The organism is Olsenella sp. oral taxon 807 (assembly GCF_001189515.2).
Taxonomy (GTDB): Bacteria; Actinomycetota; Coriobacteriia; order Coriobacteriales; family Atopobiaceae; genus Olsenella_F.
In genome coordinates this window covers 2,771,593-2,793,705 of the sequence record NZ_CP012069.2, presented here as the reverse complement: position 1 = coordinate 2,793,705, position 22,113 = coordinate 2,771,593, and the positions used below count along the sequence as shown (strand labels likewise).

General features: G+C 62.5%; 17 protein-coding genes. 14 read left to right on the top strand and 3 right to left on the bottom strand.

Translation table 11 applies throughout. The features are described 5' to 3' along the window. Positions 1-51: 51 nt before the first annotated feature. From ADJ70_RS12045 to clpB, 12 genes are all read left to right on the top strand, one after another. A complete protein-coding gene (locus tag ADJ70_RS12045) occupies positions 52-1,134 on the top strand; it encodes a hypothetical protein (protein ID WP_157051536.1) in 1,083 nt (360 codons plus the stop codon). Further along, the gene (locus tag ADJ70_RS12040) at positions 1,127-1,804 is read left to right on the top strand and encodes an ABC transporter ATP-binding protein (protein ID WP_050341747.1); all 678 of its coding nucleotides are present in this window, start codon (positions 1,127-1,129) and stop codon (positions 1,802-1,804) included. Before ADJ70_RS12045 ends, ADJ70_RS12040 begins: the two co-directional genes overlap by 8 nt. Positions 1,805-1,992: 188 nt before the next feature. Continuing rightward, entirely contained in the window at positions 1,993-3,363 is a 1,371-nt protein-coding gene (locus tag ADJ70_RS12035) for a hypothetical protein (RefSeq protein ID WP_050341745.1), read from the top strand. Positions 3,364-3,463: 100 nt separating this feature from the next. Continuing rightward, positions 3,464-4,117: a hypothetical protein gene (locus tag ADJ70_RS12030; protein WP_157051535.1), complete on the top strand. Its 654-nt coding sequence runs from the start codon at positions 3,464-3,466 to the stop codon at positions 4,115-4,117. Between the two features lies 1 nt (position 4,118). Then, entirely contained in the window at positions 4,119-4,757 is a 639-nt protein-coding gene (locus ADJ70_RS12025) for a hypothetical protein (RefSeq protein ID WP_050341741.1), read from the top strand. Positions 4,758-5,015: 258 nt separating this feature from the next. After that, positions 5,016-5,669 (top strand): hypothetical protein, encoded by a 654-nt coding sequence (locus ADJ70_RS12020; RefSeq protein WP_050341738.1) that lies wholly within the window; start codon positions 5,016-5,018, stop codon positions 5,667-5,669. A 1-nt stretch (position 5,670) separates the two neighbouring features. Then, positions 5,671-6,318 (top strand): hypothetical protein, encoded by a 648-nt coding sequence (locus tag ADJ70_RS12015; RefSeq protein WP_050341737.1) that lies wholly within the window; start codon positions 5,671-5,673, stop codon positions 6,316-6,318. 81 nt (positions 6,319-6,399) lie between these two features. Beyond that, complete coding sequence (locus ADJ70_RS12010; protein WP_050341735.1) at positions 6,400-6,855, top strand: hypothetical protein; 456 nt, start codon at positions 6,400-6,402, stop codon at positions 6,853-6,855. A 212-nt stretch (positions 6,856-7,067) separates the two neighbouring features. Beyond that, positions 7,068-7,664, top strand: a complete 597-nt coding sequence (locus tag ADJ70_RS12005) for a hypothetical protein (protein ID WP_157051534.1) — start codon at positions 7,068-7,070, stop codon at positions 7,662-7,664. A gap of 1 nt (position 7,665) precedes the next feature. Beyond that, positions 7,666-9,558: a BspA family leucine-rich repeat surface protein gene (locus tag ADJ70_RS12000; protein ID WP_050341732.1), complete on the top strand. Its 1,893-nt coding sequence runs from the start codon at positions 7,666-7,668 to the stop codon at positions 9,556-9,558. Further along, positions 9,527-11,122: a BspA family leucine-rich repeat surface protein gene (locus tag ADJ70_RS11995; RefSeq protein WP_083444010.1), complete on the top strand. Its 1,596-nt coding sequence runs from the start codon at positions 9,527-9,529 to the stop codon at positions 11,120-11,122. The genes ADJ70_RS12000 and ADJ70_RS11995 overlap by 32 nt, the downstream gene beginning before the upstream one ends. A gap of 178 nt (positions 11,123-11,300) precedes the next feature. Beyond that, a complete protein-coding gene (gene clpB / locus ADJ70_RS11990) occupies positions 11,301-13,970 on the top strand; it encodes an ATP-dependent chaperone ClpB (RefSeq protein WP_050341728.1) in 2,670 nt (889 codons plus the stop codon). Positions 13,971-15,011: 1,041 nt separating this feature from the next. On the opposite strand, the gene ADJ70_RS11980 is transcribed toward clpB, so the two are convergent. After that, the gene (locus tag ADJ70_RS11980; RefSeq protein ID WP_050341724.1) at positions 15,012-15,401 is read right to left on the bottom strand and encodes a hypothetical protein; all 390 of its coding nucleotides are present in this window, start codon (positions 15,399-15,401) and stop codon (positions 15,012-15,014) included. A 596-nt stretch (positions 15,402-15,997) separates the two neighbouring features. Between ADJ70_RS11980 and ADJ70_RS11975 the strand changes: the two genes are divergently transcribed. Together ADJ70_RS11975 and ADJ70_RS11970 are read left to right on the top strand one after the other, a co-directional pair. Next, entirely contained in the window at positions 15,998-18,211 is a 2,214-nt protein-coding gene (locus ADJ70_RS11975) for a PASTA domain-containing protein (RefSeq protein ID WP_050341722.1), read from the top strand. A gap of 25 nt (positions 18,212-18,236) precedes the next feature. Further along, positions 18,237-18,542 carry a hypothetical protein gene (locus ADJ70_RS11970; protein ID WP_050341720.1) on the top strand — a complete coding sequence of 102 codons (306 nt, stop codon included), beginning with the start codon at positions 18,237-18,239 and terminating at the stop codon, positions 18,540-18,542. A gap of 270 nt (positions 18,543-18,812) precedes the next feature. Here the strand turns inward: ADJ70_RS11970 and ADJ70_RS11965 are convergent, their stop codons facing one another. Together ADJ70_RS11965 and ADJ70_RS11960 are read right to left on the bottom strand one after the other, a co-directional pair. Further along, positions 18,813-20,264, bottom strand: coding sequence for a sensor histidine kinase (locus ADJ70_RS11965; RefSeq protein ID WP_157051532.1), 1,452 nt, complete (start codon positions 20,262-20,264; stop codon positions 18,813-18,815). 2 nt (positions 20,265-20,266) lie between these two features. Continuing rightward, entirely contained in the window at positions 20,267-22,030 is a 1,764-nt protein-coding gene (locus ADJ70_RS11960; protein WP_050341715.1) for a histidine kinase N-terminal 7TM domain-containing protein, read from the bottom strand. Positions 22,031-22,113 lie beyond the last annotated feature (83 nt).

Genomic DNA, 22,113 nt, shown 5'->3' with positions numbered 1-22,113 from the left:
GTGACGCTCGCCCGCCAGACGGTACACCAGAGGTATACGGAGGAGGTGTTTATGACCATGACCGGCTCTTTCTTGCGTCATCTCCTTGCGAGCGGGGGCGTACGTTATCTGAAGAAAAGCGCATGGTTTTCCTGCCTTATCGTCAACCTGCTGTTTGTTGCGCTGTCGATCTACGTCGCGGGCAGGCTGTCCTCTGGGGCAGTGGCCCTTGGCATCCGCCTTGCCGCGACGCTGGGGATCTCCATAGGCCTCTGCCTTGCCGCGCTGAGCGCCCCGAGCGAGTTTTTGCGCAGGGACCTTCGTCCCCAGGGCGTGTCCTACCTGAGGTTCTGTGGGTTTGGCAATGAGGACTTTCTCAGGCTCGGAGCCGCCCTCACGTTGCCCTGCGCGGTGATCACGGGCGTGTCCGTTGGGGTGATGGCCTTGGCGCTCACCCAAAGCCTGCTCATATCCCTGGCTGCGGCTGCCTTTGTGTGCGCCGGCCTCGTGGCCTTGGGGGCTGCGGTGGCCACCGTCGTGCTGCGAGGGGGCTTGGTCCACGCGGCGGCGCGCAGGCGAGCGCGCGCGATCGTGTTCTCGTCGAACCGGGTGGTCTGCAGGGCGCAGAGAAACGCCCTCCTTGCGAAGAAGAGAGCCCTGCTGTTTGAGGTCGCCCTGTGGCTATGTATCGATTGCGTGTTCTGCGTGCTCCAGTGGCCGCCTGTGGGTTACATGATCGTCGTGAGGTTTCCCGCTGCCTGCATCTTGATGGAGTTCGCCCTTGTCTACGATGACCCGGCCGTGAAGTTCCAGGAGCGCTACTACCGTGAGGGCCTCCTTGTGCGGGCATTGGCCCTCGTGATTCCCGGTGCCTGCATCGCGACCGCCTGCGTGATCGCGACCGTGCCCATCTCGCTGCTTTTTGGCGGCGCGGGCGCTGCGGGCGTCTCGTTCTTGTCTACCGTTATCCCCTGCTGCCTGCTGCAGCTCATCTTGGGGGCGGCCATGCTTCTTGTCTTCGAGAAGAGACCGCTGTTGCCCCTCTGGCAGACCGCGATAGGGTGCGGCGTCTTCGCGCTGGGCCTCATCGAGGTGGCCTCGCTGGTCGTGGTCGGCGTCGGATGGGGCAGACGTACTTGGAGGGGACATGCTTGAGCTCAAAGGGGTAGAGAGACGCTTCGCGTCGGGCAAGGGGATTGGCCCCGTCTCGTTTTGCGTCCGGCAAGGCGAGGTGTGCTCCGTCGTGGGACCCAACGGGGCAGGAAAGAGTACCCTGTTTGGCATACTGTCCATGGTGTCGGAGGAGTTCACGGGAAGCTGGTCTTTGGACGGCAGGGTCGGCAGGCAGATACCCCGAGGGGCGATCGGCTACCTGCCAGAGTCTACCTTCCTCATCTCGTCCTTCACCCCACGGCAGTTCTGCTCCTTCGACGCATCGATGCGAGGCGTGCCCCACACGGCCGCGTCGATCGAGGAGCATCTGGAGACCTTCGCTTGCAAGGACTTCATCGACGTCCCCTTGGGGGAGCTCTCGCAGGGGATGGCCAAGCGCGTGGCGCTCGCCTGCGCGTTTCTGGGCGAGCCCCGGCTGGTGCTGCTCGACGAACCCCTGAACGCCATTGACATCCAGACGACGCTCATCTTAAAGGATCGAATCGTCAGCGAGAGCGAGCGGGGGTGTACGCTTTTGATATCCAGCCACATCCTCGACTTTCTGGACGAGGTGTCCGATCGGATGCTGTTCCTGCGCGAGGGGGACATCGCTGATGACTTCGACCCCAGGGATGGGGGCGCCGAGGGTCGCTACAGGGAGCTGTTTCTGTAGGGTCAAAGGATCGGGCCTGACGCTCCCCGTCCGATGAGGGGCGAGGGCCGGATACCTCTCGCCGCCCCCTTTAGACCGCTCGCGGGTCCGTTTCCCCCACCCAACATCCACTCGTGCTACACATATTGCCAACAACAGCGAGCGTGGCGCCTTGGTCGGCGCCGCGCGGCAGGGGAAGGGGTGTTCCCATGAGACAGATCTGCAGAAGGCTCCTCGTGGCCGTCCTGAGCGTGTCGCTGTGCTTCTCCACGCTCCCGCCTACCCGCGTGCTCGCGAGGGGGTGGGCCGCGACCGTGGGGGCCGAGGCACGTACGCCCGCCGACGCGGACCTTGGGGCGTGGGCTGCGGGAGGTGCCCCGGGCGTCCGGGTGGCCTCGGTCGATGCTGACGATGTAGATGCTGACGAGGACGGGGACGCCGGGGAGCCGTACCTGGGCGAGGGCGCGGTCACGCTCTCTGAGTCCGCCGTGACCATCGACGGGGTTGAGATCTCTCGGGCGCAGTTCTGCGCCGCAGCCCTGCCCGGCATGGCGCGGCTCCAGGATACCCCCGAGACCGGCGCCATGTCCGAGTACGCCCGCCTCCTCTCGCTGAGCGCGGCCGCGGAGGGCGCCGTGCTGGAGCTCGGCCATGCCATCGAGATGACCTTCATCAGGCTGCTGATGCGCGAGAACATCGCGAGGATACTCGCGCTCGGGGGCGCCGGGGCGTTCCTGATATGCGCGGGCTCGATCCCGGGGGTGGACAGGGACATCATCGTCGTCGTGACGGTCCTCGGCACGGTGGCCCTCGACGGGGTTATCATCGGCGCGAGCTGGCTCGGCCTGGACATCAGCTCCTACATAGTCGATAACTATAGCAGCATCAGTGTGACCGTGCCTAGTACGACGTGGGGGACTCTTGACCCAGGGGTGCAACAGACCCTCGTGGACGCAAGGACAAGGCTACTCGAACGTCTCGACGAGCTGGTTGAGACAAAAAGTCTGGAGAAGAAGGATAGGAACGATGCCTCCGTCGTGGTGGTGGGACACAATAGGAGGACAAAGCAGAGCGCCATAGGGGTGAAGCTTTCGGAGGGCAGGCCTGGGGCCATAAAGATCCTGCAAAAGCTGTCGGGGTCATATTATACGTGCGGTCTGCCTATCGAGTGGCAGATCGGCAAGGACAGCAAGGATGACGAGGACAGAAGCTGTGCGGAGACCGCCTGCGTGAGGGCGTTGGGTGGCCTCTACATGGACAAGCCCGGTGGAAGAGGGCAGGTGATAAGGCCCGAGATAGAGAACATCGTCATGATCCAACCGTTCCGCCCTAGGCCCATAGATGGGGATTTTAAGCTCGTGCCGGTATGCGAGAAGTGCGAGCGGCAGTTTGGGAGGCAGCGCTTTGTCAGGGGGACCATATTTAAGTCTGACGTCGAGTCATCCGGGGGCACTCAGCAGGCGGATTGCTCGGTGGCGTGTTTGCGTGTGCGATGGGCCTGCGAGCACGAGCTGTGTCCGATCCTCACCCTCAATGGGAGGGGCGGTGATCTCAGGAAGGACATGCCGTCTGCTGCCTGAGGTCGGCTCTCGTAAGAAGCAGGTCCGCTCTATATGCGATAATGAGCGAGCCAACAACGGCAAATCGGCGCGATGCGCCGCAACGAGCGGGGAGGCGAGGGTGGGGGAGACGGTACGCAGGAGGTTCAACTACCCGGTGGGGGTGGAGTGGCCTAGGGTGCTCGCTTGGGTGCGGGAGCGCGAGAGGTTGGGCCTCGTGGGCTTCGGCGCTGCGAGGGACCTCTCGCGCACCCTCCAGGGAAGCGACGTCTCGCGCTTCATGACCTACGAGTTTAAGATGGAGGGCGAGCGCGGGCGCACGCTGTGCCTCAACGGGCCGGACGGCGACTTCAGGGTCGAGATTGAGCACGACCTCGCCAAGGTCCGCATCATGGGGGAGTGCATCTGGTTCGTCGACGAGCGCGCCAGGGGGGAGGCAGCCCCCCGGGTCAGGGAGGGCGACGTCGCCTACGCCGGGTCAATCTCGGGCAGGGCCCGGGGGGAGGTCCTCATGCTCCTCCACGCCCTGGTGCGCGCCCTCGCGGGGGCGACGGGCGTCTTCCACGACGAGCTGCGCCGGCCGGGCGGGTGGGACGGCCCGGCGGGCGACCCCTTCTCGGGGCGCTCCTACGACATCTACGTGCGAAACGACCACACCGGACCCTACCTGCTCTCCCTCGATAACATCACCCTCCACGTGAACCGCGACGCCGAGCCGGCAGACTGGGAGGGGTTCGGCAGCTTCCCCGCACCGGCTGCGGGGGCGGGGGGCTAGCGTGGGCGCCGAGGTGGGGGAGCGCAGGCGCTTCGCCCGCGCGTGGCCTGTGGAGGCGGGCCCGGCTGACCTGCGGGTTCGACGGGGCCTGGGCTTCTCGCGCGAGGAGGCCGCCTGGCTCATGGGGAGGCTCCAGCGAAGCGACGTCTCGCGCTTCCTCTCCTACCAGATCATTGGCGAGGACGACGACGGCTACAGCCTGTACCTGAACGGATGGGTCGGCGAGCTCTACGTCAGCCTTGACGCCCTGTCCTGCGAGGTCTACTGCCTCGGGGAGTGCGTCCACCTCGCCGACGAGGACTACCGCGTCGGGATCTCCTGCGACACCGCCTGGGAGGAGGTCGTCTACGCCGGGCCGATCTCGGGCAGGACCCACGAGGAGATCCTCGACCTCGTCTTCGAGGTGGTGCGCGTCTTCGCCGGCGCGACGGGCGTCTTCCACGAGGAGACCCGCCCGGCGTGGAAGTGGCGCGAGTCGGACTTCGGGGACTTCGGCGACTGCATCTACGACGTCTACGTGCGAAACGACCACACCGGCCCCTACAGGAGGACGCTTTCCAACATCACCTTCCACGTGAACTGCGACACCGAGTGGGGGGACCAGCCGTGGGAGGGGCCGTGGGAGGTGGAGCTCGGCTAAGGTCCGCCCGGGACCCGGCTGCGCGGGGCCGTGCCCGTGGCGTAGCATGGAGGCGGGTGGCGGCTGAGTCGCCTGCATGAGGTGCGCGCCGCAGGACGCGCGTATGGGGCTAAGAGTCTCCAGCCGACCCTCCCGCGCCGCTCGCAGGCTACTTCACTCCACCCAACGTCCACTCGTGCTACATATGCTTCCAACGGTAGCGAGCGAGCCAACAACGGTAAATTGGCGCGATGCGCCGCAACGGACAGGGAGGCGAGGGTGGGGGAGACGGTACGCAGGAGGTTCAACTACCCGGTGGAGGTGGAGTGGTCCGAGGTGCCCCAACTGCGGAGGTTCGTCGAGCGGACGGGCCTCATGGACCTCGACGCGGCCTGGGAGCTCTCCGACTCCCTCGCGATGAGCGACGTCTCGCGCTTCATGACCTGCGATCCTAAGAAGGAGGGCGAGCGCGGGCACGCGCTGTGCCTCAACGGGCCGGACGGCGACTTCAGGGTGGAGTCGGAGCCCGGCATCGCCAGGGTCCGCATCATGGGGGAGCGCGTCTGGCTCGTCGACGAGCGCGTCAGGGCCGAGGTGGCGCCCCGGGTCGGGGAGGGCGACGTCGCCTACGCCGGGCCCATCTCGGGCAGGACCCAGAGGGAGGTCCTCGCGCTCCTTTATGCCCTGGTGCGCGCCCTCGCGGGGGCGACGGGCGTCTTCCACGACGAGCTGCGCCGGCCCGGCGGGTGGGACGGCCCGGCGGGCGACCCCTTCTCGGGGCGCTCCTACGACGTCTACGTGCGAAACGACCACACGGGGCCCTACCTGCTCTCCCTCGACAACATCACCCTCCACGTGAACCGCGACGCCGAGCCGGCAGACTGGGAGGGGTTCGGCGACCTCCCCGCGCCGGCCGCGGGGGAGGGGGTCTAGCGTGGGCGCCGAGGCCGGGGAGCGCAGGCGCCTCGCCCGCGCGTGGTCGGCGGAGGCGGGCCCGGCGGCCCTGCGGGAGCGGCGGGGCCTGCGGGACCCGGGCTTCTCGCGCGAGGAGGCCGACTGGCTCATGGGGAGGCTCCAGCGAAGCGACGCCTCGCGCTTCCTCTCCTACCGGCTCCACGACGAGCGCAACGACGACTACAGCCTGTACCTGAACGGGTGGGTCGGCGGGTTCTACGCCCACCTCGACGCCCGGTCCTGCGAGGTCTGCTGCCTCGGGGAGTGCGTCCACCTCGCCGACGAGGCCTACCGCGTCGGGATCTCCCGCGACGCCGCATACGGGGAGGTCGTCTACGCCGGGCCGATCTCGGGCAGGACCCACGAGGAGATCCTCGACCTCGTCTTCGAGGTTGTGCGCGTCTTCGCCGGCGCGACGGACGCCTTCCACGAGGAGACCCGCCCGGCGTGGAAGTGGCGCGAGTCGGACTTCGGGGACTTCGGCGACTGCATCTACGACGTCTACGTGCGAAACGCCCACACCGGCCCCTACAGGAGGACGCTTGCCAACATCACCTTCCACGTGAACTGTGACACCGAGTGGAAGGACTGGCCGTGGGAGGGACCGTGGGAGGTGGAGCTCGGCTAGGGTCCGCCCGGGACCCGGCTGCGCAGGGCCGTGCCCGTGAGACCCCGGGCTCGTCGGGAGGTCTTCGGGAGGAGCTTGGCTATGGCGGACGAGGGCGAGGTGCGGATCTACGTTGAGCGGGGACGCTGGCTGGACCCTCCACCCAGGGGGATGGAATTCTCGTGGGAAGAGGCCCGCCGCCACCTCATAGACAGGCTAGTGCAGCGACGTCTCGCGCTTCCTCTCCTACGACGCCGACGAGATCGACGAGAGGGAGTACGGCTTCAGCCTGCTTTTCACTGGGAGACGGGGGGCTTCAACGCAGGCATTGATCCCTACAACCTAGACGTCTGCTGCATGTGGGAGGCCGGCTGGTTCGTTCCCGAGCGCTTCAGGAGTCTCACCGCTCATCAGGACGTGCAGGGTGAGGTCGTCTACGGCGGCCCCATGGAGGGCGGGTCCCACGAGGAGGTGCTCGGGCTTCTCTTTGAGGTGGTGTGCATCTTCGCAGGCGCGGAGGGCATCTTCCATGACGAGACGCTTCCCGAGTGGAGGTGACGTGAGCACAATTTCAGTGAGTTTCGCGACTGTCGCTACGACGTCTACGTGAGAAATGCCCACGCGGTCCCCCACACGAGGACTTTCGCCAACATCACCCTCTACGTGAACTGTGACGCCACGGGAGTAGACTGGGTGAGGAGGTGTAGCGTGGAGGCAGATGGCGGCTAAGTCGCCTGCCTATCTGGGGGTAGTCGGTTGGGGGGATACGCATGGGCAGAATAATTCGCAGAAGGGTGAGGCACGCGTATTGGGTTGGGGACGGGCCGGTTGGCCTCGTCGAGAGGGGCGATGACTTCACCCGCGCCGAGGTTGATTGGTTCATGCGAAGGCTCCAGCGAAGCCAGGTCTCGCGGTTTTTGACCTATGACCTCCAGGAGGAGAGCGATGGTGGGTTTTGCCTGAACCTTAATGGGAGGGTCGGTGATTTCTACGTTGGCTTTGGCTCCGACACTCTTGACGTCTGCTTCAGGGGCGAGCTCGTGCGGTTCATCGAGGATTCAGCCAGGGATACCTATGGCTACGAGGATGTCTATGGGGACATCATCTACAATGGGCCGATTTTGGACAGACCTAGGGCCGAGCTGATCGACCTCGCCTGTGAGGTGGTGCGTATCTTTGCGGGAGCGACCGACGTCTCCCACGATGAGGAGGCCGATGCAAAGAGGTGGCATTCACCGAGCTTCGATCAGATCAGGGATAGCTCCTACGACGTCTATGTAAAAAACGCCCACACCGCTCCCTACAGGAAGACGCTCGCCAATATCAGCTTTCACGTGAACTGCGACGCTCCGGGCAAGAGGGACTAGCATGGACAAGACGGGCCAGTGCGAGGGTGCCCCCCGCACCTCAGAGGACGCCGCGCCCATCAATGACACCATCGTAGGCGGGTGGCACTCGTGGGGCAGCTGCCGCTGGGGGATCGACGCGGGAGGCACGCTTTGGATCACCCCTGCCGCAGGTCGGACGGAGGGAACGGCGCAGAGCCTGCCAAAGGGCGAGACATGGATAGAGTCCAGCTACGGCAATGGAGCTCCGTGGCGATCCCGGTCCAAGGACATACGATCCGTAAAGGCGCTCGGCACCGTCCACCTTGTCGGCTATGCCAACCGCATGTTCGCGGGCCTTACGCACTGCAAGGACATGGATCTTACTGGACTCGACACGTCCGGGCTGCAGGACATGACCCGGATGTTCTATCGCTGCCTATCCCTTACCTCCCTTGATCTTTCGGGTTGGGATACCTCGGGGGTGAGGTCCATGGAGGCTGTGTTCAATGACTGCAGGGGACTTGTGAACCTCGACCTTTTGGGTTGGGACACCTCAAAGGTGTATTCTACAGTGCGCATGTTCTGCACCTGCTCCTCGCTCGTCTCCCTTGACCTCTCAGGTTGGAACACATCGAGGGTAGCGGGGATGTCGTGCATGTTTTCCTCCTGCAGAAAGCTCGTCTCCGTCGATATGTCAGGTTGGGACATGTCACGGGTGAAGTTTACCGACTACATGTTCTCGGACTGCAATTCGCTCGCCTCCCTCGACGTCTCGGGTTGGGACATGTCGCAGGTGGCAGTTACTTCCGGTATGTTCTCGAACTGTTTCTCGCTCGCCTCCCTCGACGTCTCGGGTTGGGACATGTCCGGGGTGGAGGAGATGTATAGCATGTTTAGCAGCTGTTCTTCCCTCAAGTGTCTTGACGTCTCGGGCTGGAACGTGCGCAGGGCAAGGACGATGTCCGGCCTGTTCGCAGACTGCGCGTCCCTTACCTCCCTTGACCTCTCGGGTTGGGACATGTCAGGCGAGAGGGATCTTGGCAACCTGCTACGTGGGTGTTCGAGCCTGCGCGAGGTGAGACTTGGCCCCCGGTGCCCCTTTCTGCCCTACCTCCTTCAAGAGGAAACCGCCTGGGTCAAGCTTCCCGACTCCTCAATGGGGATTTCCTATAACAACAATTGGGTCCGTGAGGATGGAGCAGATAGGATAAAGGCAGCCGAGTTGGCAGAGGGGCGCGAAGTCTCCCCTGCGGGCACGTGGGTGCGGACGACGGATACCCAGGCTGTTGGTGAGCCACCCGAGAGGGACGAAGGTGCGGAAAGAATCGTGTGCTATGGAGTGAGCGTCGGTGTTCTCCAGGTGCCAGAGGCGGAACGTCCGCCCTCCTACGGTATCGACCTCTCCAGCAAGGAATTCATCTTCTTCGAAGAAAGGCTTGAGTGTAGCGACTTTTCTAACTTTTTGACCTTCTCGTCCGAGCGGGGGATTGGGTGCGGGAGGCCAGGTGTTCCCTCCCCCTACCTCAATGGACTGGATGGGGACTTCTGGCTGAGCATTGCCTCCCCGTTTTCTCAGGTCCATTGCAGAGATGAGCTCGTCTGGTTTGTCACGGAGAGCTTCAGGGACAGGCTGACCTACCAGGATCTGCGAGGTGGCATCGTCTATGGGGGTGCGATCGAGAGCGTGACCTCCTCTGAGGTGGCTGCGCTCCTCTTTGAGACGGTGCGCTCCTTTGCTGGTGCGACTGACGTCTACCATACAGAGACGGTAGCCGAGAAGAGGGCGCACGCCCGCGACCTCAACCCCTTTGATGACTTCCGCTACGACGTCTACGTGAGGAATACCCATTCTGAGCCCTACACGAAGACGCTCGCCAACGTCACCTTCCACGTGAACTGCGATGTCCGTCCAAGCAAGAGTGGGAGGTCCTGAGATGTGCGAGATGCCCTGCGGGAGCGCGTCTTCCAAGAGATCGGACGCGGCAGCCCTCGAAGAGCCAGCCGTCGCCACGTGGACCGCATGGGACAGCTGCCGCTGTGGGCTCGACGCGGATGGTACCTTCTGGATCGCTCCCGCCCCTGGACAGAGGGAGGGAACAGCAAAGGGAGAGAAGCGTGGGACAAGCGTCTTTACTCAGTTTACGCGTGGCATTTGGCACACGCAGAACAAGGTCCATGCCGTCCGAGTGCTCGGGACAGTGCACTTGATTGGCAGGGCAGAAACTCTGTTCTGGAACTCTGACAGCTGTGTGAGCATGGATCTTGCAGGCCTCGACGTGTCTAAGGTGGAGGACATGTCTAGCATGTTCGAGGGCTGCTCCTCGCTCGAGCGGCTCGACCTCTCGGGCTGGGACACGTCACGGGTTGAGGACATGTCCAGCATGTTCAAGGATTGCAACTCGCTCTCCACCCTTAACCTCACGGGCTGGACCGTGCCCAAGCTAAGAAACCTGCACGAGACGTTCTGTAACTGCTCCTCGCTCTTGGCCTTGGATGTCTCTTGTTGGGACACGTCCAAGGTGACCGATCTGTCCCATACGTTTTTTGGCTGCTCGTCCCTCTCCTCGCTCGATCTTTCAGGTTGGGACACGTCGAGGGCGGAGGATCTGGCCTACATGCTCTTTGGCTGCTCGAGTCTGCGGGAGCTGCGGCTTGGTCCTGCGTTCTCCTTTCGACCCTGCGTGTCCTTCTCTGGTTATCGCACGCGGCAGTCGAGCCCTCCCAATCCGCCCATGACGCCCCCGTACAGCGGCAACTGGGCGAGGGAGGACGGCTCCTGCGAGTTGGATGCACGTAAGCTCGCACTTCGCTATGGCCCCGCCCTTTCGGGCACTTGGGTGTGGGCGCACGGCACCCCCTCTGCCTCGCCTTGCGCGAACGCTACGAGATCTTTGGCTTGGTCACAGGACGAGGACTCAAAGGGGCGGGAGCCAGGCTCGCTGCGCTTGAGGGTCTATGGCCTCGTGCGAAGACTTCAGCGAAGCGAGGTCTCCCGGTTCTTGTCCTTTGAGCTCGACCCGAGGGATGAGGCTGACAGGGGCGACGCCATCACCCTCTACCTCAACGGGCGGGAGGGTGACTTTCGGGTGTACGCCTCTTCCTCGCTTGGCTGGGTCAGCCTCAAGGGGGAGCGCATCTGGTTCGTCATGGATGAGCACCGTGACGGTCTGTCCTACCAGGACCTGCAAGATGACATCGTCTACGGCGGGGCGTTGGGCGAGGGTGCATACGGGGAGATGCTCGACCTCCTCTTTGAGACGGTGTGCGTCCTTGCCAGCGCGACGGACGTCTTTCACGACGAGGTGGCCGATGAACAGAGGCTGCGTGCACCCGACCTCAACCCCTTTGACGACTGCAGCTACGACGTCTACGTGAGAAATGAGCACGCCGGTCCCTACACGAAGATCCTTGCCAACATCAGCTTTTACGTGAACTGTGACCCCGATGAGACTGAGTGCGAGCTCGCTGCTGCAGACCAGACGCCCTGTAATACCTAGGATATGCAGAGAGAGCTTAGAAAATCTTATATTTAGACACTTAGATCATGCATAGTATGACGGAGATCGGGAATACTATCTCCTGAAAAGACAGGGGCTGCTCTGTACGTCTCGGCCGCCACGCAGAGATGCAGGTGGCGTGTCGTGCGGATCGCCCTACAGGAGAGGTGATGCATGTATGAGATTTGATAAGTGGGCGGTGACGGCGCAAGAGGCGCTGCAGGCGTCACTGAGTATCGCGGCGGACGCCGAGGCTGGCGAGGTGAAGCCCATACACCTGCTCAAGGCCCTGCTCTCGTCGGGGGAGCGTAACCTTCGCGCCATCATCGAGCGCGTGGGGGCAGACCCCGCGCAGGTAGAGGCACAGGTAGACGACATTATAGCCCGCGCTCCGCACGTGACGGGCGACATGACGCAGATGAACTTCTCGAATGAGTTCATCCGCGTGGGCGATGCTGCCGAGAAGCTCGCGAGCAAGATGGGGGACTCCTACGTCACGAGCGAGCATTTGCTCTGCGCACTCGCCGACGAGAAGGGGGACGCCGGCTCTGCCCTCAAGGGTGCGGGCGTCACAGGCAAGCGAATCCAGGAGGCATTCAACGACCTGCGCGGAGACGAGCGCGTGACCTCGCAGGACGCGAAGACCCAGTTCGACGCGCTGGAACAATACGGCCGCAACGTGACCGACCTCGCCCGCCAAGGCAAGCTCGATCCCGTCATCGGCCGTGTCGAAGAGATTCGCCGTACCGTCCAGGTGCTCTCACGTCGCACCAAGAACAACCCCGTGCTCATCGGCGAGCCGGGCGTGGGCAAGACCGCCATCGTCGAGGGGCTCGCCGAGCGCATCGTAGCTGGTGACGTTCCCTCGACGATCAAGGACAAGGACATCATCGAGCTCGACATGAGTGCCCTCGTAGCAGGCGCCAAGTACCGCGGCGAGTTCGAGGATCGTCTGAAGTCCGTGCTCAAGGAGGTCAAGAAGTCCGACGGCCGGGTCATCCTGTTCATCGACGAGCTGCACACCATCGTCGGGGCCGGTGCCACCGAGGGCTCCATGGACGCGGGCAACATCCTGAAGCCCGCCCTGGCCCGCGGCGAGCTGCATGCCATCGGTGCGACCACGCTCGACGAGTACCGCAAGTACATAGAGAAGGACCAGGCGCTTGCCCGCCGCTTCCAGACGGTGTACGTGAGCGAGCCCACCGTGGAGGACACGGTATCCATCCTGCGTGGTCTCAAGGAGCGCTACGAGCAGCACCACCGCGTGCGCATCACCGATGCCGCGCTGGTCAGCGCCGCAGACCTCTCCAATCGCTACATCAGCGACCGCTTCCTGCCCGACAAGGCCATCGACCTCGTGGACGAGGCGGCCTCGCGCCTGCGCATGGAGCTTGACTCCATGCCGGCCGAGATAGATGCCGTGGACCGTCAGCTCACCCAGATGCAGATAGAGGAACAGGCCCTCATGAAGGAGGACGACGAGGCCTCAAAGGAGCGTCTGGCCACCCTGCAAGGCGAGATCGCGATCACGCGGGAGAAGCTCGACGGCATGAAGGCCAGCTGGCAAAACGAGAAGGCCTCCGTCGATCGTGTGCAGGACCTCAAGGGCCAGATCGAGGACGCGAAGTCCGAGGTGGACCGCGCCATCCGCGACGGTGACCTTGCCCGTGCCTCGGAGCTGCGCTACTCCACGATCCCGACCTTACAGAGGCAGTACGATGAGGCAGAGAGGGACCTCTCACAGCGCCAGGACGAGGGCGGTATCCTCAAGGAGGAGGTCACACCCGAGGAGATCGCCGAGGTCGTGTCCACCTGGACGGGCGTGCCCGTGTCAAAGATGATGCAAGGCGAGATCGAGAAGCTCCAGAACCTAGAGGCGCAGCTGCATCAGCGTGTCATCGGCCAGAACGAGGCCGTGCGCGCCGTGGCGGCAGCCGTTCGCCGCAGCCGCGCGGGTCTCTCTGATCCCAACCGACCCATCGGCAGCTTCTTCTTCTTGGGTCCCACCGGCGTGGGCAAGACGGAGCTTGCGAAGGCGCTGGCAGAGTGCCTGTTCGATGACGAGAAGGCCCTCGTGCGCATCGACATGTCCGAGTACATGGAGAAGTTCAGCGTGCAGCGCCTGATAGGCGCGCCCCCCGGATACGTGGGCTACGACGAGGGCGGCCAGCTCACCGAGGCCGTGCGCCGCAGGCCCTACAGCGTCATCCTGCTCGACGAGATGGAGAAGGCCCATCCCGACGTCTTCAACGTCTTGCTGCAGGTGCTTGATGACGGACGTCTCACCGACGGCCAGGGTCGCGTCGTGAGCTTCAAGAACACGATCATCATCATGACCAGCAACGTGGGCTCGCAGTTCATCGCCGGCGCCAATGCCACGAGCGACCCAGAGAAGGTCCAGAAGCTCGTGAACGATGCGTTGCGCCAGACCTTCAAGCCCGAGTTCCTGAACCGGATCGATGACGTGGTGGTCTTCCAGTCGCTGGGTCTTGCGGACATCGAGCAGATCGTTGACATCCAGCTCAAGGACGTTCGCAAGCGGCTGGCGCGCGAGCGCATCACGCTTGAGCTCTCCGGTGCTGCCATCCAGTCTCTGTCCCTCGACGGCCTTGATCCGGTTTACGGCGCCCGCCCCCTCAAGCGCCTGATCCAGCGCCAGGTCGTGGACAACGTGGCCGGCCTGATCATCGATGGCAAGCTACACGAGGGCGATACCGTGCGCATCGACGTGGGCGAGGGCGATCACTTGGTCGCGGTGCGCGATGACGAGAAGAGCGACAATCGCTCGGTCGCCGGCAGCGTCTCTGACCCCGACGGCACGCCCGTCGAGCCGGATAGCTTCGAGTAGGAACAAGCCAAGGCACGTGCCCCTCTTGAGGCGAAGGCCACGAATTTAAACCTCGTACAGGTTACCAAAGTATATGCAGGCCAGAGCATGAACTGCCTGGCCTGCTTTTTCTGCGTGAAAAATGGAGGCTTCGTGAGCTCGCGTGGGTGGTTGCGTCACCGCCCCGGTGGCATGGACCTCAGGTCCGGGCACCTGAGCATCACGGGGGCCATGGGGCCTTCGATGTCGTGGGGCCCGTGGACCCGCCCTGTCGCGAGAGCGGCCGTGGGTATGCAGGAGTGTACACAGATCGGCGAAAATGGCCTCTCGACGCAACCACCACTCGCATGCAGAACGCGCCTTTCGTGACGTCGCCCGCCCAGAGTGCGCCCTTCGGTCACGTCGCGGTGGCGTCGCCGGTGCAGACTGCGCTTTTCCGTGAGGCGGCGGGTGCAGACTGCGCTTTTACGTGAGACCGTCTGTGCAGAATGCGCCTTTGCGTGAGGTGGCTCCACGTTTGCGCAGGTGAGGAAAAGCGCACTCTACGGAAAAGCGCATTTTGGACGGGCGACGTCACGGAAAAGCGCACTCTGCGCGCGAACCCTCACGGAAAGGCGCACTCTGCGCGACCACCCGCATGCAGAATGCGCTTTTACGTGAGAGCGAGACCCCAGAGTGCGTCTTTACGTGAGTCGCCGGTTGCAGAGTGGGGCACTTGTGTACGCTGTTGCGACGCGATTCGCCGAGGCGTCAACCCACACGAACCCCCGAAGAGCCGAAAACTGTCCACCAATCGTGAGAAGTTGCTCGTATTGCTGGCGATCGAGCGTGCATTCAGCAAGCTGCTTAAACTGCTGTGTAGTGATATGACATTGTCTGGCCATTGCAGAAACCAAACCAGTCGTGATATCGCTCTTGGAGCCGTGACTTACCTTTGTCCTGATGGACGTTCTTAGGCCGTCGGACCGAACGTAGCAAAGATAGAGGTGGTCTCTCTCATCCTGTTCAAAACCCTTTTTGATGAGGTTACGGACCACCATGTCCTTCTTAAGCGATGGCATGTTACTCAACTACCAGGTCGAGGAAGGCGTTACGAACCGCGATGGCATCAGGTGCAAGTTCGTCTTCGGATGCCATCGCTATAGCCGACCACCTCCATGCGAGGTCATCAAGAATCTCTCTCCTCAACTCGTCTTGATGCTCAGCATAGACGCAGAGATCAAGCAGCTCAAAAAGACCCAGATAGACTTGGCCGGTCTCGTCAAGCTCGACCGTTACGGTTATAGGATGCCGAAATACATGTTCTACACCATCGGCTATAAACGACTCGATTTCTACCGGCCTTAGCTCGAGTTCCTCAATGCCATCCGCATCGACTATTTCAGCAATGTCACCATTGACGTTATACTTAACCTTGCATGTAACCCTCATGAGCTTATATCGAGTCTCCATGAGACGGTCTTCGATTTCGGGGTCGTATTGAATTGGGAAGCGTCTCGTAGAACCATTCGGACGTAGTTGCAGCTTCTTGCGCTCAAAGTCAACAAGGGCAACCTTACCGATAACTTCAGCGTCAAAGTATCCCTCTTCGATAGGACGTAGCTGCTCAAACGGAATAATTGTTGCCTGCCTAAGCTCGGTTGTTCGCTCACGCTTGAGACCAGAGGTGACGGTTATCCTCTCCGCAGGCTGTGGGCCCGCCCTCTGATACTACACCTATTTCGCTTAATGGCATGACCACAGGGCTAACGGTTAGGCGAAAGCGCAAAGATCAGCCTACTCGTGGCTCCGATCGCCATCGGCCTGTTTTCCAGCGACGGGGGCCAGCTTGGGTACCAGAAGGCCGTCGGGTACGACATGGCGATCACGGAAACCGTGCCGTTGGTTTGACGGTCTTTCTTGGCATTCGCGGCTCTGCGCCCCGCCACGGGGCAAGGCATGCTATCCTAACTTGCATTCTGTGACCAAGAAGCAGCGAGAACGATATGGCGCGGCGTTCGTTCATACGCCATGTGATCCAATATAGCTCGCAGGCAGAAGGGACTCTGATGGCAGCAGAGGAGCGCGACGACGTGGTCGAGTCGTCTGAGGCATCCGAGGGGCAGGTGAATCCTGTGCCAGGAGTCGAGCACGAGGTAGAGGGCACACATGCACCCAAACATGCGGGCGGACCCGCTCCGGAGTCCGAGTCTGTTGCTACTCCCGCACATGCGGCTCCGCTTGATTTCGCGGCTGCGCCTGAGGTCGAGGATATTGCCGCGCCCGCGCACGCAGCCCATGCTGCTCATGTCGCGCCCGAGTCCGTGGCGGAGGCAGAACCCATAGAAGCGCCCGAGTCAGCCAAGCATCGCCCCGCCCATGCTGCGGTACCTGAAACTGAGTCCGATACTAACGCTGAGTCCAACACTAACGCTGAGTCAGACACCGATGTCGAGTTCGAGGACGCCGCCGTTCCCGCGCCCGCTCATGCCGCGCCCGAGTTTGACGCCACCCCCACGCCCGCTCACGCGGCTCCCGGGCCTGCCGTTGAGGTCACCTTAACGCATACGCCCGCTCACGCCGCGCCTAAGGACACTATTGAAGCGGACCGTGTCGAGGCGGCCGAGGAGCCCACAGCCGAGATGGCCTCCGGGACCGCGTCCGATACCGTGCCCTCGCTCGACTTGGATGCCACGGCAGATTCGGCGGCAGGGTCGGATGCGCCGCATGGCAACGCGGTTTTGCTCCCCATACCGACGGAGGAGCTTCGCAACCAAGGTGGGGACATGTCGACGGACGTGTTCGGAAGATTTGTGGGCGGTGTCGTCCAGCAGCCTCTGAGCGGCGCGGTTGACGCCGGCGACGTTGATGAGAGGGGAAACGGCAGGCATGGACGCAGGGTCATGCGCTCCAAGGTTGTGCCAGGAGAGGGTAAGAGTCGCAGTAAGGCACGTACGCTCATAGTCTTTCTGTTCATGGCGGCAGCCATGATCGCCGTTGGCGCATTCGTGGCCTATGGCGCGGAGCTCTGGGGTGGCAAGGTCGTTCCCGATGTTGTCAACAAGTCACAGAGCCTGGCCACCACGACGCTCACGGAGAAGGGCTTTTCGGTGAGCGTCGTTGAGGAGCGTGTCGATGATGGCGTGGGCAAGGTCATAAGCGTCGATCCCGCCATCGGGAGCCGCCTTGCGGTGGGTAGCCAGGTGACGCTGCATGTGGGTGTGGCTCGCACGATTCCTGACGTGACGGGCATGCCCCTCGATGACGCAAAGGCCGCCCTAGAGGATGTGGGAGCCCAGAACTTCACCCTCACCTATCAGGCCTCAAGCGAGGTTGCGGGCACGGTCATAGCCGTGGAGCCTGCTGCCGGCAGCAACTTTAGCTCGAACGACACCATCACGCTCACCATCGCTCAGTCTCACACCATTCCCTATGTACTTGGTAAGAAGGAGAAGAGCGCGCTTTCGGTCATCGAGGCAGCGGGGCTTAAGGCAAATGTCACGTATGTCAAGTCTGATAAGGACCTCGGTGTCGTCGTCAGCTGCAGCCCCGAGCCGGGTAGCAAAGTGAAGGCGGGCTCAACGGTTGACCTCGAGATATCGGCGTCGTCGCCTGCCGACTACCACCATTTGGTGGATTACTTCTCCTACAATCCCAAGATCATCTCTAACTTCTTGTCTCAGCAGAAGTTCATACTCGAGGGCAACTATATCGACCCGAACAACGCCCTTGAGGCCCTCTACAACTCCGAGCGCAAGGGTACGATCACCTTCAGTCCGCAGCCCTTCTCGCGCTCCTATGATGCGGGCAAGGGTTCTACCGATTCGGAGCTCCTCTCCGAGGGCACCAAATTCAGCGGCATACGTCTTGACATCCCCACGTCCGAACTGCCGTCGGGTGCCAGCTCACTTTCGGACTCTGCGGTGCAGGCCATCATGAACCTCTGTGGATTTACCGGCAAGAAGCAGGTCGTAGACCAGCACTCAGCGAAGCTCCCGCAGTCTGCCCACACCGCCCAACCTGCCCAGTCAACCCAGAGCGCCCCGACCACTCAGCAGCCTACCCAGACCTCGCACCCCACCCAGTCCGGCAGCGCCTCGTTCATCTGCGCCTACGGCGAAATGGATGATTACTACTGGACCGTTCTCATCGCCAACGAGGGTGGCACGACTCGAGCCACTGCGACGGCTGCCCCAAAGTCGCTCTATAGCAGCCTCGACCTCTCCCAGTATGATGGCAGCCTCTGCAGCTTTGTTGCCTTTTCCGACATCTATGCGAAGTGAGCAGGCCAAGGGATCGCCTGAGCCCATGCGAGCGGAGTTGCACGTGGGCCGTGCGGCCACAGGTGACAAGCTATCGGGCCGGGGCAAGACTGCCGGGCGCGAGGGACGTCTCGCGAGGCGGCAGGCGTCATCTGGCGGCCGTGTCATCCCTGCACCTACGCCCACAGTCGCTGTCGAGCGCGAGCACAGGCTAGCGGATGGGTGGGGTCCTATCGACGCCCTCGACGCGTCCTTTCTGCGGGCCGAGAACGAGGACGACGATGGGTACGATCCCTTCTCGGATCGCCCGGCTGCGCCCGAACCACTCTTCGAGAGGGACCCCTGGAAATAGTCGTTCTCGCCGTCCCACGAGTGGGACTTTTGCGTCGAGACGCAAAGCATCACCGGAGCGCATTGTCGGGTGCGTCTCAAGGACCCCGGCTCCCCGCCTCCTTAGTGCCCCAGAATCTGCGGGGTACCTTCCTGTGGACGTTTGCCCAGTTGAGCTCCTCTCCTTAGTGCCCCAGAATCTGCGGGGCACTATCGCGCGAGGGAAGGAGGCAGGTGGCGCTCCATCCCGCCCCGCCCTCGCCCCGCGGGTACCCGCCACAGGGGCATCCTTCTACCGTGCGAGAGGTACCTCTACATGTATCGAGAAGCGTGGCTCCCTGTTGATGGAGAGGGAACCTCCTGCGTTCGCCACACGTCGCCGTATTCCGGCTATGCCCCCTCGCTCACGCACGGCGGCAGGTACCGTACCATCGTTTTCCACAGAGAGATGTGCCGAGCGCGCCGTCTGGTCCATCGAAAGCCAGATGGTGTGCGCCTGCCCATGGTGCAGGGCATTGGTCGAGGCCTCCCGAATCACGCGTACGAAGAGCCCCGCCACTTCATCGTCGGCCGGAAGCGATCCCGTGACGCAGAACCTTACACCCACCAGCTCGAAGGCGGCGATGACGGCAGCGAGCGAGGCCTGGGGATCATCCGCCTCATGGACGCGCAGGTCGTCTAGGATACCCACCAGCAGCGGCTCAAGTGTCGCCACCGTCTCGTCGGGCAACCGGTCGTCCTCAAGACAGCGGTGCAGGATGGAGACACGCTGGCCGATGACGTCATGCACGCGTGAGCGCATGTGCAGGCTCGCCTGTATGCGCGCCACCTCCTGCACGCGTTGAAGTGACTCGGCAAGCTCCGTCCCGGCACGCTCGAGCCCCTTGCCCGTTCGCTCAAGGCGGCGATCAAGCTGGTCGCGCTCGCTTATGTCATAGGCGATGATGCACCTGCCCTTGTGTCTCGTTGAGAGGGGCTCACAGGTGAAGTAGCGCGTCTCGTCTGCGCTAATGCGTATCCTTACCCCACGCTTGGCCCCGTCTGCCGAGCGTGCGCCTCCCGCAGCAAGGCTCACGATCCTCTCCCAAAGGTCTCGAAAGTCTCCCAGGTCGAGCGGGAGGCCAAGCTCCCCCAGACAGGAGCGCATGGCATCGTTCATGAAAAGGACGCGACCATCGTCTCTGGTACAAAGCATGCCTTCGGTTACGACGCTCAACGCCTCTCCCGGCGAGAAGCGCGTAAGACCCAGCTTCCTCAGCCTCAGCAGCTCGCCTGCATCGCCTACCCCCCTGCCAACGAAGTAGGCCACCATAAGGATGAGGGCGAAGGGCCAGAGAGGGCCAAGCTCCTGGGCGACAGGAGGCAGGACCGCAAGTAACACGACCACGTCACACAGGAGTAGAGGACGCCGCAGGAGGGCCACCTGCATACAGGCCACCGCCATGGAGGGCGCGACCGCCCACATCAGTACCATGAGCGGCGCCCGAAGACTAAAGAACTCAAGGACAAGGAGTGGGCCCCCATAGGCACCGCTTACGCAGACCGCAGCCATCACCACAAAGTCTAGGCACAGAAAGACGGCATAGAGCACACCAAGAAGGCGACCACGACGCTCTGACGCCGACGTGGCAAGAAAGGCGGCTCTCATGAGGGCAAAGGTTAGCTGAAGCGTGGCAAGTAGCGTAAGGAGCACGATCATAAACTCCAGCACCACGTGCTTGGGAAACACGAGACCCGAAGCCATGATCATGTTCCCGTCAGGGCAGCTGCGGGCTCGGCCGCAGGCGCTGCTATGAGGACGTTGAGGTGCAGGACGCCTTCATCTTCCTCAAGGCCAAATTGGACGTCACGTATCTCCAGGCGGCGACGCAACTCGTCTCCCAAGGCATAGGGGCAGCTCTGCTCGCTCTTTGTCGTCTCGAGGGCGCAGCGCAACTCCACGAGGTCCGCTTCCTTCTCGGTGACAAAGACCATGAGTGTCGCGTCCTTACGCACGAACGCCGCCGTCAGAACGTCGTACATACAGTCATAGATGGTGTTCACGGTTTGGATGGGTAGCGGACGATCCAAGCCCACCCAGGCAGCGCAGTCAAGCTCCGACGAGCGGGCATCTGCCATGCTCTCATTTATCACAAGTCTCAGGTGCTGCGCATCAAAACTCGTGTCATCCGTTCCCAAAAGCACGAGCGCACCCTTGCGCTTGCAGTATGAGACCAACAACTTGACAAGAAGCAGCTTGCGACGCCGCTCGATACGGGCGGGTTCATCGGATGTGGGGGGCAACGACGCGAGTATCCTCCTGATGGCCTGGACCGTTTCTCTCAGTGAGGCATCGACCTCATCCAGAAGCTCTTCCTCGCATTGCTGGCGATATAGGCTTTCGCGAACGGCATGCGCATGCCTCAGCACGCGGTTGCGCCGCCGCAGTTGGAGCAGCTGCACGGCGAGCCTTTGCCGCCGTTCGTTGAGTTCGCTGATGTCCTCGCTCACGAGCACGTACCCGCCGCTCACGCCAAAGCCTCTATAGAGCCTGTCTTTCTCGCCAGGAGCTTCCAAGGTCACCCGTGCACCGGGATGCATTTCGAAGTGCGTAAGTCGCTCCCGTACGCTGTCGGGCACCGAAGCCGCCGCCTTGGATGCAAAGGCCGTCTCGCCAGAGTGTGTCAGGAGCCTGACGTCGAAGGGCATGGACTCGAAAAGTCGCGTGAGCTTCTTGTGGGCGGGAAAGAGTCCCAGCTGCAAACAACCCTCGATGTTCACGACGCAGCTTACCGTGAACGTGAGAGCAAAGTTGCTGTTGAGGGCAGGGTCAAAACGGAAGTTGTACGAGATGGAGTAGGCAAAGACCAGCAGGGTCATCACGAAGACGAGTGCTACAAGCCGTCTGCGCATGCCCCGGGCATAGACGGCAGTCAGCGTATAGAATGCTCCAAGCACGAGCACGAGCCACGCATAGACGGCACCATAGACCGGACCATAGCTATAGCGAACGTCCCAGAGTGGGTCGAGGGGATCGAACAGGAAGGTGAGCTGATGCAAATCGTTGGTAAGTACGAGCAGACAGAGGATTGCTCCCGCCACAAGCAGACAGACCTTGAGCCTCCGTACCCAGCTGCGCCGCTCGAGTCCCGTCGTCTTGAGCGCACAGAAGAGCACGAGTAGCGGCACATAAACGATGGTCGGGTAGTAGAGGTACCAGCCGAGGGCAACCGCAGCGTCGCTCTGTGCGGTGTACTTGACGAGTGCGACCAGCTGAAGGAGGGCAAGCATGGCGGCACAGCGCATGAGGTAGCACCTGACCTGTGCATCTGGGCAGCGTTGCCATATCGAGAGCGTCCAGAGCCCCAACAGTGGCACCATCAGTATCATGGGACCGGTGGTACCATAGGCACTCTCGTGCGGGTAGGGCCACACCCGCGTCGTCGAGGGAAGCGCAAGCTCGAGCACAAGGAGCAGCAGGCCGAGGCCTGCTGCCCAAAGGACGCTCTTGCGGGACACTCCTGAACGCATAGTGCCTCCTGGCTTCTTTTTGCCTTGCGGCCTATGGTCTCATGTTCCCATGTCCCGTGATAGGTGCCAGACCGACGAGAGGT